This window comes from Acinetobacter sp. 809848, assembly GCF_000581275.1.
In the GTDB taxonomy this organism is placed as follows: Bacteria; Pseudomonadota; Gammaproteobacteria; order Pseudomonadales; family Moraxellaceae; genus Acinetobacter; species Acinetobacter pittii.
Window position 1 is genome coordinate 71,347 of sequence record NZ_JEXG01000015.1, and the last position, 14,500, is coordinate 85,846.

At 40.4% G+C, this 14,500-nt stretch carries 12 protein-coding genes; 3 read left to right on the plus strand and 9 right to left on the minus strand.

Annotated features, from left to right (window positions below; translation table 11 throughout):
- Window positions 1-37 precede the first annotated feature (37 nt).
- Window positions 38-2,599, plus strand: coding sequence for a penicillin-binding protein PBP1a (gene ponA, locus J536_RS14310; RefSeq protein ID WP_032057246.1), 2,562 nt, complete (start codon window positions 38-40; stop codon window positions 2,597-2,599).
- Window positions 2,600-2,689: 90 nt separating this feature from the next.
- On the opposite strand, the gene J536_RS14315 is transcribed toward ponA, so the two are convergent.
- The 9 genes from J536_RS14315 to J536_RS14355 all read right to left on the minus strand — a co-directional run bounded on the left by J536_RS14315 (window position 2,690) and on the right by J536_RS14355 (window position 12,272).
- Window positions 2,690-3,514, minus strand: a complete 825-nt coding sequence (locus J536_RS14315) for a putative RNA methyltransferase (RefSeq protein ID WP_080777164.1) — start codon at window positions 3,512-3,514, stop codon at window positions 2,690-2,692.
- A 2-nt stretch (window positions 3,515-3,516) separates the two neighbouring features.
- A complete protein-coding gene (locus J536_RS14320) occupies window positions 3,517-3,849 on the minus strand; it encodes a hypothetical protein (protein ID WP_002116981.1) in 333 nt (110 codons plus the stop codon).
- Window positions 3,850-3,908: 59 nt separating this feature from the next.
- Window positions 3,909-5,027 (minus strand): phospho-N-acetylmuramoyl-pentapeptide-transferase, encoded by a 1,119-nt coding sequence (gene mraY / locus J536_RS14325; protein ID WP_002116751.1) that lies wholly within the window; start codon window positions 5,025-5,027, stop codon window positions 3,909-3,911.
- Window positions 5,028-6,428, minus strand: a complete 1,401-nt coding sequence (locus J536_RS14330) for a UDP-N-acetylmuramoyl-tripeptide--D-alanyl-D-alanine ligase (RefSeq protein WP_032057242.1) — start codon at window positions 6,426-6,428, stop codon at window positions 5,028-5,030.
- An 8-nt stretch (window positions 6,429-6,436) separates the two neighbouring features.
- Entirely contained in the window at window positions 6,437-7,936 is a 1,500-nt protein-coding gene (locus J536_RS14335) for a UDP-N-acetylmuramoyl-L-alanyl-D-glutamate--2,6-diaminopimelate ligase (protein ID WP_032063184.1), read from the minus strand.
- 3 nt (window positions 7,937-7,939) lie between these two features.
- Entirely contained in the window at window positions 7,940-9,772 is a 1,833-nt protein-coding gene (ftsI, locus tag J536_RS14340; protein ID WP_017400506.1) for a penicillin-binding protein PBP3, read from the minus strand.
- Between the two features lie 11 nt (window positions 9,773-9,783).
- On the minus strand, window positions 9,784-10,116 hold the full coding sequence (gene ftsL, locus J536_RS14345; protein ID WP_002116847.1) for a cell division protein FtsL: 333 nt from the start codon (window positions 10,114-10,116) through the stop codon (window positions 9,784-9,786).
- Window positions 10,116-11,039, minus strand: a complete 924-nt coding sequence (gene rsmH / locus J536_RS14350; protein ID WP_032063185.1) for a 16S rRNA (cytosine(1402)-N(4))-methyltransferase RsmH — start codon at window positions 11,037-11,039, stop codon at window positions 10,116-10,118. Before rsmH ends, ftsL begins: the two co-directional genes overlap by 1 nt.
- A gap of 231 nt (window positions 11,040-11,270) precedes the next feature.
- Window positions 11,271-12,272 (minus strand): sulfate ABC transporter substrate-binding protein, encoded by a 1,002-nt coding sequence (locus J536_RS14355; RefSeq protein ID WP_032057238.1) that lies wholly within the window; start codon window positions 12,270-12,272, stop codon window positions 11,271-11,273.
- 400 nt (window positions 12,273-12,672) lie between these two features.
- On the opposite strand from J536_RS14355, the gene J536_RS14360 reads away from it, so the two are divergent.
- Together J536_RS14360 and gltX are read left to right on the plus strand one after the other, a co-directional pair.
- Window positions 12,673-12,972, plus strand: coding sequence for a hypothetical protein (locus tag J536_RS14360; RefSeq protein WP_002116889.1), 300 nt, complete (start codon window positions 12,673-12,675; stop codon window positions 12,970-12,972).
- 116 nt (window positions 12,973-13,088) lie between these two features.
- On the plus strand, window positions 13,089-14,500 hold a 1,412-nt coding region (gene gltX, locus J536_RS14365; RefSeq protein ID WP_032063186.1), incomplete at its 3' end, for a glutamate--tRNA ligase.

Here is a 14,500-nt window from a genome sequence, read left to right on the forward strand (position 1 = left end):
ATTAGTTTGTATTCGATCTTATTAAAGCTTACTTATCATGAAAAAGCTATCCAGTTTGGGCTTCGTGCGTCCAATTTTTTTGATCATTATTATTATCTTAGTCTCACTTCCGATGGGCTTTTATGGCATGTATCTCTATATCGCCCCATCGCTTCCAGAAATGAGTTCACTAAAAAAAGCTCCCCTCTTAAAACCATTACAGGTCTACACTTCAGACAATCAACTGATTGCCGAGTACGGTGGTAAGCTTTCTATTCCGGTTGAATACAAACAAATTCCTCCTGCTTTTATTCATGCATTTTTAGCAGCAGAAGACTCTTCTTTCTTTGAACATAGCGGGATCAGTTTTAAGGGTTTAGGTCGTGCTTTGAGCGAAAGTGTGACGGGTTCAGATGTGCAAACTGGTGGTTCAACAATCACTATGCAAGTTGCAAAGAACTATTATTTGAGTCCAGAAAGAACCCTAAAACGTAAAATAACCGAAATCTTTTTGGCTCGAAAAATTGAGCAAAATTTATCTAAAGAAGAAATTCTCAGCCTCTATGTGAATAAAATCTTCTTAGGGAAAAATGCGTATGGTATCGCGGCAGCAGCCAAAATTTATTACAACAAAAGCATTAATGAGCTCAGCATTGCTCAAATGGCGATGATCGCTGGTTTGCCCAAAGCACCATCTAAATATAACCCTGTAGTTAATCCTGAGCGCGCACTCGAACGACGCAACTGGATTTTAGGCCGTATGTTACAGCTGGGTTATATTTCTCAAGCAGAATATCAAAAAGCAGTTGCAGAGCCGATCAATTTAAATATGCCCAATCGGGATTTAAATAATATTCATCCCTATGCTGGGGAAATGGTTCGTTCAGAACTTGTAAAGCATTTCGGTGAACAAGCCATTGATTCTGGTTATAAAGTCTACACAACAATTAATGCTAAACGCCAAGCGATTGCAGAAAAAGCTGTGCAAGATGGCCTTGAAGCTTATGACCGTCGCCATGGCTGGCGTGGTGCAGAAGCACATGACAAACCGTTAACTGAATTTAGAGCATATGCCAACACTTATCCTGCACAAGTCACTAAGGTAAATAGCAGCTCTTTTGAAGCATTAATGCAAGATGGCTCAACCGTTACGGTTCAATGGTCAGGCATGTCATGGGCACGCCCCTATCGCAATGCAAATAGCGTAGGTGGCGCTCCTTCACGTGCGTCCCAAATTGTTAAAGTTAAAGATATTGTTCGTTTACGCCCAAACGATAATAAAACCGCATGGTCTTTAGTTCAGGTTCCAAAAGTTCAAGGTCAACTCATTGCAATTAACCCGAATGATGGTTCAATTGAAGCAATTGTAGGTGGCTACAACTTCTACCAATCCAAGTTTAACCGTGCCTTACAAGGCTGGCGTCAACCGGGTTCTACAATCAAGCCATTCCTCTATGCTTTAGCATTAGAAAGAGGTATGACACCTTATAGTATGGTGAATGATAGCCCAATTACGATTGGCAAATGGACACCGCGAAACTCTGATGGGCGTTACTTAGGTATGATCCCATTACGTCGTGCTTTATATTTGTCTCGTAATACCGTATCAGTAAGACTTCTACAAACAGTAGGGATTGAACGTACTCGCCAATTATTTATGGATTTCGGTTTACAAGAAGATCAAATTCCTCGCAACTACACCATTGCTTTAGGTACTCCTCAAGTATTACCAATTCAAATGGCAACTGGTTATGCAACGTTTGCAAACGGCGGTTACCGTGTTCAACCACATTTCATTCAACGTATTGAAGATGCTTACGGCAAAGTCATTTATGAAGCCAAACCAGAATACGCATGTATTCCATGTATTAATGCACCTGACACAACGGATGATGAGCAAAAACCTAAAACAACTGATGATGAAGTCATTGCGGTTACGAATAAAGATATAGAACAGAAAGAAAACGCAGCTAAGCAGCTTAATCTTAAACAGACTGACAAAAACAACAGTCAATATCGCCAAGCTCAACGTATTTTAAAATCAAGCTCTGCTTATGATATGGCGAACATCTTACGTGATGTAATTGAGCATGGTACAGGTCGTGCTGCACTTAAAATTGGCCGTAGTGATTTAGGTGGTAAAACAGGTACTACGAATGATGCAAAAGATGCATGGTTTGCAGGCTTCAACGGCAAGTTAGTGACTGTAGCATGGGTTGGATTTGACCAACCGACTACGCTTGGCCGTCGTGAATATGGTGGTATTGCTGCATTGCCGATCTGGATTAACTTTATGGGTCAAGCATTGCAAGGTACGCCAGCAGCTTGGGTCCGTTTAGATAAAGATGCTAAAGGTCCTATTTCACGTGACCAACAAGAAACCGTGACAGAAGTAACTGATAAGAAAACTTATCGTGCGGCTCCGCCACTAGCACGTCCGCTCTATCGACCAGCACCACCACAACCAAAATTAAGCAATGACAATGACTTTTCCGATTTACCAGGTGAAGAAATTGTTATTCCGTCAAAAGCTGCGCCTCCTGCCATGAGACCTTCACAGGAGTCCGCTCCTAAGCGAGAAAAAGATGAATTAGAAAATCTGATTAATCAGATTGAATAATAGAAAAAGCCATCGTTAGATGGCTTTTTTATTGCGCTTTTTAAAACAGATCATCAGATGGCTTCTTTTTTGCGCTCTTAAAATAGATCGTTAGATGGCTTTTTTATTGCGCTTCTGAAAGACATAAATTTGAAAAGATGCAGTTATTTCTAATTGTGACTGCTGCTCTAACTGCGAACGGCGCTCAGGAGAGGCTTTATAAGCATAAGGTGTCATAGCAATCAGATTTTTTAGGGCTTGTTGATCGAGCACAAAAGGCGCATCAATAATTTGCTCTTGCTTTAACTCAAACAAATTTTTTAGTTGCTCTACAAACTTTTCTGGTGTGTGAGGATTAACTTGCTCAAATAAAGCCTCACGCATGGCATACAAATGTTCAGAAGCAGGCGTAACAACAATTAAATAGCCATCATCTTTTAAAACACGCGCAATTTCTGCTTGCGGAATTGGGCTAAATAAACTGGTGCAAGCATCCATACTCCTATCCAATACAGGTAAAGTTGCTCCTGTTCCCACCACCCAAGTTACTTCAGTGTTGAGCTTTGCCGCACGTTGTACCGCGTTTTTTGCAATATCAACTCCAACACACTGTTCAACAACTTGCTGCATAGCACTTGTATAGTAGCCCTCACCACATCCGATATCGAGTATTGCTTTTACATCTAGTTGCTTTAATAAATCGACTACAGCTTGCTGTAATGGCTGATAATAACCACCTTGCAAAAAAGCTCGTCGCGCATCGACTGACTCGGGCGTATCCCCTGGGTTTTTACTATGTTTATGTTGCACCACATGTAAATTGACATAGCCTTGTTTAGCTACATCATAACTATGTCCCTGCTCACATCGCCAAGTTCGTTCAGTTAAATTCAGGGACTGACGACACACAGGACACATTAAAACTTGCTTAGCCACGTTTAATTATTCTCTTGTTCTTTTTGTTGTAAATAAGTCTTTGCGTGTAGTCCAACAAAGGTGCGACCTGCATTTGTACCATTAATCCATTCATCTACCTGAAACAAATCAAACAGACCTACCTTGACTAAAGTTGGAATTGCGATCTTTAGCTCTTCCTCAATTTGTCCTCTTTGCCCTGCATTGTATAATTCAATATTGTGCAGCATTGTTGCTACAGTTCCTGTTTGAACCTGACTTCCATCTTTAAGTACAACTTGAGGTAATACCTCGCCCTCTCCAACTACTTTTTGATTAATCACCGATAATTGGTCTAGACCAGCAACTTTTGTCATTCACCTCTCCAATAAAAAAAGCCAGTAGAACTGGCTTTATATTGACACTAAAATAAGATCTATCGCAATTTTAAAGTCATTAGACCTAAAACTACTAATATAATTGTAATAATCCAAAAACGAATCACAACTTGCGTTTCTTTCCAGCCCTGCTTTTCATAGTGATGATGCAGCGGCGCCATTAAGAACACACGTTTATTACGCATACGCAAAGAGCCAATTTGTAAGAATACAGATACTGCCTCCATTACAAATACACCACCCATAATTGCAAATACGATTTCTTGACGAACCATAACTGCAATTGTTCCAAGCATCGCACCTAAAGCTAAAGCACCGACATCACCCATAAATACTTGAGCAGGATGCGCGTTATACCAAAGGAATGCCAAACCTGCACCAATCATGGCAGAACAGATTACTACGAGTTCAGAGGTATATTTCACATATGGAATATGTAAATAGTTAGCGAAACGGATGTCACCAGACAAGTAAGCAAATACGCCTAAACCTGTAGCCACCATGACAACCGGCATAATTGCCAAGCCATCTAAACCATCTGTTAAGTTAACAGCGTTAGAAGCACCATTAATCACCAGATAGGTAAATACAATAAATGCCAAACCTAAAGGAACAATTGAGAGTGGAATTGAAAGATTCTTAAAGAATGGAATCAATAAATCCAGCATGTTTGCCGTATGTTCTGCATTGGACTGTTGAGTTGCAATTAAATATAACGCAATACCAGCACCCAGCGATGCAACAGAAGTCCAGAAAAACTTCTTACGTGCGGGTAAACCTGCATTGTCTTTATAGCGAATTTTAATCCAGTCATCTGCCCAGCCTACAGCACCGAATACAACCATTACACCAAGCACAATCCAGACATAAGGGTTAGATAAATCAGCCCATAGCAAAGTACTAATACCAATTGAAAGCAGAATTAAAATTCCACCCATCGTTGGTGTACCCATTTTTTTAGCATGATTTTCAGGAGCAAACGAACTTACTGCCTGACCGTATTTTAACGCTTGTAATTTACGAATCATGATCGGTCCAAGGACCAGACCAATGGTCAGTGAAGTTAATACACTGAGTAAAGAACGTAATGTTAAATAACGAACGACCTGAAACGAGCTGTGATAGCCCGCAAGTTGTTCAAACAACCATAACAGCATTTAAAGTTTCTCCATCAAATCAGCCATCAACGTTTCCATATGAGTAAAGCGAGAACCTTTAAACAGGAAACTCATGGACTGGGGTTGATGTGTTTGGATTAGATTGATTAAAAATGGAAGTGCCTCAGCTTGTGTCTGAAATGCTTTCACTTTATTAGAATGAGAGTCTGCACCCTCGAGAGCAGCTGGAGCGAACTGTCCAACTGCAATAATATGATCTAAAGGGAGTTCGGCAAGATCACGACCTAAATCATGATGCTCTTGCCAACTGCTATTACCTAACTCACCAATATCCCCCATGACCATCACTTTTACGCCTTGTTGCTGCAACAACACTTGTGCAGCAGCGCGCATAGAAGTCGGATTGGCATTGTAGGTATCATCAATAAATAAGTAAGGTGACTTTTGAATAAAGTTAAGACGACCTTTCGCTCCTTGAGCTTGCTCTAAACCTTGGACAATATCTTCTAGTCCAATACCAATTGCTAAAGCAAAAGCTACAGCTGCGGTCGCATTTTGAACATTATGCTCACCCGCAAAAGGAAGCTTAACTCCACTACTACCTTGTGGTGTATGAAGGATAAAATTCGTTGATTGAGGCAATAACTCCACATCTGTTGCATAGACATCGCCTCCTACACCAAATGTAGAAATACGATGAGCTTTCGCAGCATCTAGAATTTCGGCAGTGAAGTCATCTTGTTGCGGCACGATTGCAACGCCATTTGGTAAAATGTGACGATAAATTTCCGATTTTGCGCGGCAAATACCTTCACGACCACCAAACTCGCCTAAATGAGCTGTACCAATATTTAATATGCCCGCAACATGAGGCTGAACGAGTTTTGATGTGTAATCAATCTCGCCTTGATGGCTTGCACCCAACTCCATCACCGCATATTGATGTTCTTTGCGAAGCTCTAGCAACATCATTGGTACACCAAGGTCATTATTTAAATTCCCTCGGGTGATTAGTGTCGGTGCTAAGCGCGACAATATACTTCCCAGCATTTCTTTGGTTGTAGTTTTACCACTACTTCCCGTTAAGGCAATCACCTTTAATTGTGAGTTTTGCTCACGGCGATAAGCGCCGAGTTGCCCTAAAGCCAATCTGGTGTCAGCAACAACGAGTTGTTCAATATCTACATCTAGCGGACGTTCAACAATAGCTATTTGACAACCATTTGCAGCAACTTGCGCAACGAAATCATGCGCATCGAAACGCTCACCTTTTAGTGCTAAAAAGGCATCCCCAGTTTCCGCATGACGCGAGTCCGTCAAAATACGTTTAATTTCAGTTTGAGGGATCTGGTCTTTATGCCAGTAGCCCTGTGTTGCCTGTTGTAATTGTTGAGCTGTCCACGGTTCCAAAGGCACGGTACTGGTGGTTGAAGTATGCATAATTCGTCCTATTGTGCAGGGTAAGCAGCGTCTACAGTGTGATGTTGTGCATCAATCGCAGAACGCACTTCAACAACATCATCAAACCAGTGACGCACACCATTAATTTCTTGATAATTTTCATGTCCTTTACCGGCAATCACAACAATATCACCAGCCTGAGCCTGCTGTGCAACAAATTTAATTGCTTCACGGCGGTCATGAATTTCATGCATACGGTGCCCTGAAAAGTCGATTCCTTGCTTCATGTCAGCAAAAATTTGTTCAGGGTCTTCTGTTCTTGGGTTATCCGACGTCAAAATAACTGGATTTGCGCCGTCTAAAGCTGCTTGAGTCATTAATGGGCGCTTACCGCGATCGCGGTCCCCGCCACACCCAAATACAGCCCAAAGTTGATTAGACACATGACGTTTTAAGGTTTTAAGCACTTGAATTAATGCATCTGGTGTATGCGCATAATCAACAACAAATAAACGCTCACCATCACGAATAACCTGCATTCGACCTGGGGCACCAATTAGTTTAGGAACGAAAGCTACTAACGCTTTTAAATCAAAACCTGCTTGCTCAGCAGCAATAAGAGCTGCAACCAAGTTTTCGACATTAAAATGCCCTAACAATGGACTTTGCACAGCAAAAGAACCTTGTGGGCTCACTAAATTAAATGTCGCTCCTGCTAAACTGTAACTCAGGTCAGTAATATAATAATCAGCAGTATTTTGAGTAAGTGAATACGTTAAAATTTTCGGTTGAGCAGGATTTTGCTTTGCTGCATTGATCATGAGAGCAGCATGCTCATCATCTAAATTAATAACAGCTACTTTTAAAGAGCTAAAACGGAATAAAAGAGCCTTAGCCTCTGCATAAGCCTCTAAAGTGCCGTGGTAATCCAGATGATCACGACTCAAATTGCTATAAACAGCAATCTCAATCGCACAACCATTTAAACGACCTTGTTCCAAACCATGTGAACTTGCCTCTAAAGAAGCAAAAGTCGCACCTTGTTTTGCATAATCATGCAATGCATTTTGCAGTTGTAAAGCATCAAGCGTAGTGTGCGTTGAGGGTGTTAAGTCTGGCAAAATACCATTGCCTGTAGTACCCATCACAGCACAGCGCTGTTGTTGAGAGCTAATTAATTCAGCCACTAGACGCGAAATTGTGGTTTTACCATTTGTACCAGTCACTGCAATAATACGCACTGGTACTACGGGATCTATATGCTGTAAATAACGTTCTTGCCATTCACCCATACGTTGACGCACATCAGAACACACCCACTCATTTGCTACGCCCAACTCCGTCTCGCTAATAATGGCAAGTGCACCATTAGCTAAAGCTGACTCAGCAAAAGCGCGTGTTTTTTCAGGTTGGCTATAACTGGTCAAAGCGATAAAGATCTGGCCTGACGCAACCTTACGACTGTCTAAACTAAAGCCTTGAAAAGGCTGTTTAGACCACTGTGCATCGATCTCAACTGGATTAATTTCTTGGAAAGAAACAGACATAGCTTACCTGCGAATAGGATTTTCTGGAGTATCAAGGGGCTTATCAAGCGGCACATTCATTAAGCGCAATGATTCTTGCATAATTCGTGCGAAAACAGGGGCCGCAACCAAACCACCGTAATAACGGCCTTGTGGATTTTCAACAACTACAATAACCGCTAAACGAGGATCACTAATCGGAGCTACGCCTGCAAATAAAGCACGGTATTCATTATTTGAATAACCTTTACGATCTGCACGAAGTTTATGAGCTGTACCTGTTTTACCACCAACGCGATAACCCGGAATATTAGCTTGCTTTGCAGTACCGCCCGGCATCGTCACCTGCTCAAGCATAAGCAAAACCTGATCAGCAATTTTTGGAGCAAGAACTTGCTCACCTTTAGGTGCTTGATCGAGTTTATGCAAACTTAGAGGCATTTTTACCCCATGGTTTGCAAGCATTGCATAGCCTTGCGCCAACTGAAGAATAGTTGCATTTAGACCATAACCATAAGCCATGGTACCAATTTGGGAAGAGTTTAATTTGCTTACAGGAAGTACTAAACCAGAGCTTTCACCGGGGAACTTCACAGCAGAACGTTTACCAAAGCCAGCACGGTTAAAGAAGCTTGGTAACGTTTCTTTAGGAAGTGACAATGCAATTTTTGCCGAACCTACGTTTGATGACTTAATAATTACGCCACTGACAGTCAAAGCACCATAGTTATGCGTATCACGAATGGTATGCCAGCCTAAACGCATTGAACCTGGTGAAGTGTTGACAATCGTATTTGGCGTATATTGTCCAGTTTCGAGTGCAGCAGAAACTGTAAAAGGCTTCATGGTAGAACCCGGCTCGAACATATCAATCGCACCGCGGTTACGCATGGCATCTTTATTAGATAAACCGTTTTTATCATTCGGGTTATAAGATGGCCAACTGGTCATAGCCAGAATTTCGCCTGTTTTAACATCTACAGCAATTGCTGTCGCCGAACGGGCGTTATTTGCGACACCAGCAGCAGTCAACTCACGGTACATAATGTATTGCAAACGAGAGTCGATACTTAAAGTGATGTTTTCGCCTGGCTCACCTTCACGAATAACCTCTGAAACTTTTAAGCGGTTACCACGTTTATCACGAATAATTTTTTGTTCGCCATCTACCCCAGACAGTTGTTTATTCAACTGCATTTCCAAGCCTTCAATCCCTTGGCCTTCACTATTGGTTAAACCAATAATCTGAGCATTTGGCTGCGGTTGAGGATAATAACGTTTATATGTTTTCTCAGCATAAACGCCTTGGAAGTTACCCTTTGTAATGAGATCTGCCTGCTGTGGCGGCACTTCTTTTTTCAAAACCAAATAACGAGAACGTGGGCGCGCATTCATCTGTTTTTTTAGATCTGCACGATCTAAACCAACCACATCCGCCAACTCATCAAGGTTTAAGTTTTTATCTGGTAATTGTCGTTTTAACTTACGATTATTCGGATCTTTTTTTAATTCGGCTGTAATTTCGTCATATAAATGCTTGGTATCAAAGTAATCACGTGGATCAATGACAATTTTCATAATAGGCGTACTAATGGCCAGAGGCACACCATGACGGTCGCTAATAACCCCACGCATTGCCTCAATACGTTCCGTACGCAAAATATTGGCATTGGCCTTGTTTTGTAAAAAGTCTTTATTAATCACTTGCACATAAAATGCACGTGCAATTAATACAACAAAACAGAGCAATACTGTTGCCCAGAGCAGATAAAACCGCCACATATCGAAGGCAAGAGTTGGTTTTTCCGAAATAGACTGCTGTTTTTTCCGTGTTTGCTTTATTCGCTTATCTACCATACAGCAAGGCCTTACTTATTTTGCTCTGAGGTCATCGGTAAAGAAATTACCACCGTTTCTGCAGCAGGTGGCGAAAACATGCGTAGTTGGGTTACAGCACGCGTACCAATCTGTGCTGTTGCACCGAAGGTTTGTTGCTCAATAAGCAAACGCCCCCATTCAGCATTGAGATCATCACGTTCACGCATATAAGAGCTGAGCTCTCTATAATCATGACGATATTCAAATACTTGAAAAACCACCATCATGGCACTGATAAAAACAAGCGCCACTAATACGGTGTATGCCACAACTTTTTTCACCACTTTATTTTCGGTGGTTTCAATTTCATCACTGCTTTTCATTACGCGCCTTTTTGTTCCAAGCGTTCAGCAACCCGAAGCCATGCACTACGTGAACGTGGGTTCGCTTTTACTTCTTCTTCACTCGCACGAACCCGTGAAATTTTCTTTAACCTTCTTGTATCTACCTGTTGCTGAGGAATTCCCCAGCCAATATCTTCTGCCAAAGTCGATTCTTTTTGAATAAATTGTTTGATCAAGCGATCTTCAAGAGAATGAAAGCTAATCACAGACAAACGCCCTTTTGGTTTTAGTAAGTCTACAGCTTGTGGTAAAAATACTTCAATATCATCTAGTTCTTTATTAATAGCAATACGAATTGCCTGAAATGTACGTGTTGCTGGATGCTTATGTTTTTCCCACTTTGGATGAGCTGTTTTAACAAGTTCTGCCAATTGGGCTGTTGTATCTAGTTTTCCAGCTTGTTTAATCGCTTTTGCAATACGTCGACTATAACGTTCTTCGCCATATTGATAAATAATATTTGCTAATTGTTCTTCTTCAATTTCAAGTAACCACTCAGCTGCGGTTAACCCCTTAGAATTATCCATTCGCATGTCTAGAGGACCATCCTGCATAAAACTGAAACCACGCTCAGCTTGGTCGAGTTGAGGAGATGACACCCCTAAGTCAGCCATAATGCCATCAACACTCACCACACCAATTTCCTGCATTTTTTCTTTAATATCAGCAAAACTGGCATGAATAATGGTAAATCTCGGGTCTTCTTGTGCCAAAGCAGCTGCAACTTCCAAAGCTTGAGGGTCTTTATCAAATGCATATACTCGTGCATTTTCATCAAGTTTCGAGAGCAATAAACGTGTATGCCCACCTCGTCCGAAGGTTGCATCGATATACACCCCTGTTGTGCGATCTGCCAATAAGCTCTCAACGGTCTCAAAAAGTAAGACAGAAATATGCGACATAGGTGTTAAATCATTGCGTAAAAATGTAACTGCACATTATCACCTTGTTTATGACCAACGCCAAACGGCTTTTTGTAGGAAAATATTAATTTTTCATAGATAAAACCGTTTTATTAGCATTTTTTAAGCAAAAAAAGAAAGCAAGCTTACTTTTTTAAGTTTGCTTACTTTCTTTATGAATATTTAACTTCTAAGTTTTCTTTTTGGACTATTGTTTTTAGATCATTTTATTTACTGCTTGCCATCATAAATTTGATCAAAAATAGCACCGTTTGCAAAATGAGTTTTCTGAGCTTTAGCCCAACCACCGAACACATCATTAATGGTAAATAATTTAATTTTTGGGAATTGCACTGCATATTTCGCAGCCACTTGAGCATTACGCGGTCGGAAATAATGTTTAGCAGCCAATTCTTGGCCTAAAGGTGAATATAAAAAGTTCAGATAACCTTTTGCCAAGGTTCGGTTTCCATCTTTATCTACGGTTTTATCTACAATCGCTACGGATGGTTCAGCCAAAATTGAAATTGATGGATAAACAATTTGATATTTATCCTTATCAGGTCCTTTCGTCGCCAACAAAGCTTCATTTTCCCAAGACAACAAAACATCACCAATGCCACGTTCGGCAAATGTCGTAAGTGAACCACGGGCTCCCGAATCTAGAACTTTCACATTGTGATAAAGTTTTTTAACTAGCTCTCGAGCCTTAGTGTCATTTCCACCTGGCTGTTTTAATGCATATCCCCATGCAGAAAGATAAATCCAACGCGGTGCGCCACCTGTTTTAGGGTTAGGAGTGATAATTTCCACACCTGGTTTTGTTAAATCATTCCAGTCGCGTATATTTTTTGGGTTACCTTTTCGTACTAGAAACACGACAGTCGAAGTATACGGGGCAGAATTATTTGGGAATTCTTTTTGCCAGTTCGGCTGAATAAACCCAGCTTTCACAATCTCATCAATATCATTCGCTAATGCTAACGTTACTACATCAGCTTCAAGTCCTGTGGCTACCGCGCGGGCTTGTTTGCCAGATCCACCATGTGACTGTTTGAATTCAACGTCTTGCCCTGTTCGCTGTTTCCAAAATTTACCAAATGCTTGGTTATATTCTTGATAGAACTCTCGAGTCGGATCATAAGAAACATTTAAAAAAGAGGTCGCTGCTTGAGCCGCTGTTGTTGCTATTCCCACATATAAAGCGACAGCTATTATTGATATTTTTTTCATTTACAAAATCCATCATTCGTTTTAGTTTAACTATATTTTTAATTTTATTTTTTACAATCAATTACTTATATTTATATCTTTTTTATTAATCTTTTTTAGATATATAGCTTAGAATGTCTAAGTTATTTCATTTTTGAAAAATTTTGTAATTATTCTTACAACTTATTTTAGACCTTCACTTTATCTACACATTAATTTGTTAAATAATGAAGCGTAAAGGATACATAGGGTCTACATTTGAGTCGACCAGTTTAAAATATAGGTAAATTTTGTAAAAAGTGTGACACAGTTCCACTTTTTTATTAATATTTATGTTTAAATCGTAGCATTACCGTAATTTTACATTTTGTTAAACTCAAAAAATAGATGAAATGTAATGAAACAGAGGGGATGATTAACAATGAAAATTCATTATGGAAAAGCTTTAAGCTTAAGTTTGGTGCTGAGTTTGGCATCACAGTTTTCTGCAGCAGCAGTACTTAAAGATACTCCAAGCAAAACTGGTTCAGAGAAGCAGACTTCGCTTATTGAAAAAGCTTTAGATCAGCAGAAACGTAACCCTATTGTGTTACCTTCTACAAATGATGAGCTTAAAGTTCTAAATACGATTCGCGTTACACCAACTCAAAATTTTCTTGCTGCACAACACGAACGTTTTTCACGTTTTGTTCAGGCAATCTTTCAGCCCCATGCTTCTTAAAATCTGAAACACCCCCTCTTCGTTTCAGTTTTAGCCCAGCCTGACGTTAAATAAAACGTCAGAATACTGGGCTTTTTCGTTATAATAGTTTCAATTTTTATTTTGACCCTTTATCTATGAAAGTTCGTACTCGTATTGCACCTTCCCCTACCGGTTTTCCTCATGTTGGCACAGCCTATATTGCTTTATTTAACATGTGTTTTGCGAAACAACATGGCGGAGAATTTATTTTAAGGATTGAAGATACAGACCAACTTCGTTCTACACCAGAGTCTGAAAAAATGATTTTGGATTCATTACGTTGGTTAGGTTTGAATTGGTCTGAAGGTCCAGATGTAGGTGGCCCACATGCACCATATCGCCAATCTGAACGTATGGGAATTTATAAGCAATACGCATTAGAACTTGTTGAAAAAGGTCATGCTTTTTACTGTTTCGCAACCGCAGAAGAACTTGACCAAATGCGTGCTGAACAACAAGCACGTGGCGAAACACCAAAATATGACGGCCGCGGTTTAAAACTTTCTCAAGAAGAAGTGACTCGACGTCTTGAAGCGGGTGAACCTCATGTCATTCGTATGAAAGTACCTGAAGAAGGTGTTTGTAAATTTAACGACTTGCTACGTGGAGAAGTTGAAATTCCTTGGGCTCAAGTCGATATGCAAGTCCTTCTTAAAACAGATGGCTTACCTACTTACCACTTGGCTAACGTTGTTGATGACCATTTAATGGAAATCACTCATGTATTGCGTGGTGAAGAATGGCTTCCATCTGCACCGAAGCATCAGTTGCTTTACCAATATTTTGGTTGGGAAATGCCAACTCTTTGCCACATGCCATTGTTGCGTAACCCAGATAAATCAAAACTATCTAAACGCAAAAACCCGACATCAATTAACTACTACCGCGATATCGGTGTATTACCAGAAGCCTTACTCAACTATTTAGGCCGCATGGGTTGGTCAATGCCGGATGAAAGAGAAGTTTTCACATTACAAGATATGATGGATAACTTTGATATTCAGCGTGTATCACTAGGTGGACCAATTTTTGACGTTGAAAAATTGAACTGGCTTAACGGTCAGTGGATCAAAGGGTTAACTCCAAGTCAACTATTAGACCGTTTATTAACATGGAAGAGTGATCGCAACACTTTGGAAGACATTGCTGCCGCTATTCAACCACGTATTAATTTACTTTCAGAAGCTGTGAATTGGGCTGGTTTCTATTTTAACCATATGCCACAAATTACTGCTGAAATGTTTGAAAGTAAAAAATTGACTCAAGAGCAAGTTCGTCAAAGTTTACAATTTGCAATTTGGCGTCTTGAAGGTCAGTTTACTTGGAATAATGACACCGTTAGCCAAACCCTAATGGATCTTGCGAATCAGATGGGCATTAAACTACGTGATTTCATGCCAGCGTTCTTTATCGCAATTGCCGGTTCAACGAGTTCAACACCAGTGATGCAATCAATGGTTACGCTTGGGCCTGATTTAACTTTCGCTCGTTTACGTCATGCCTTAGA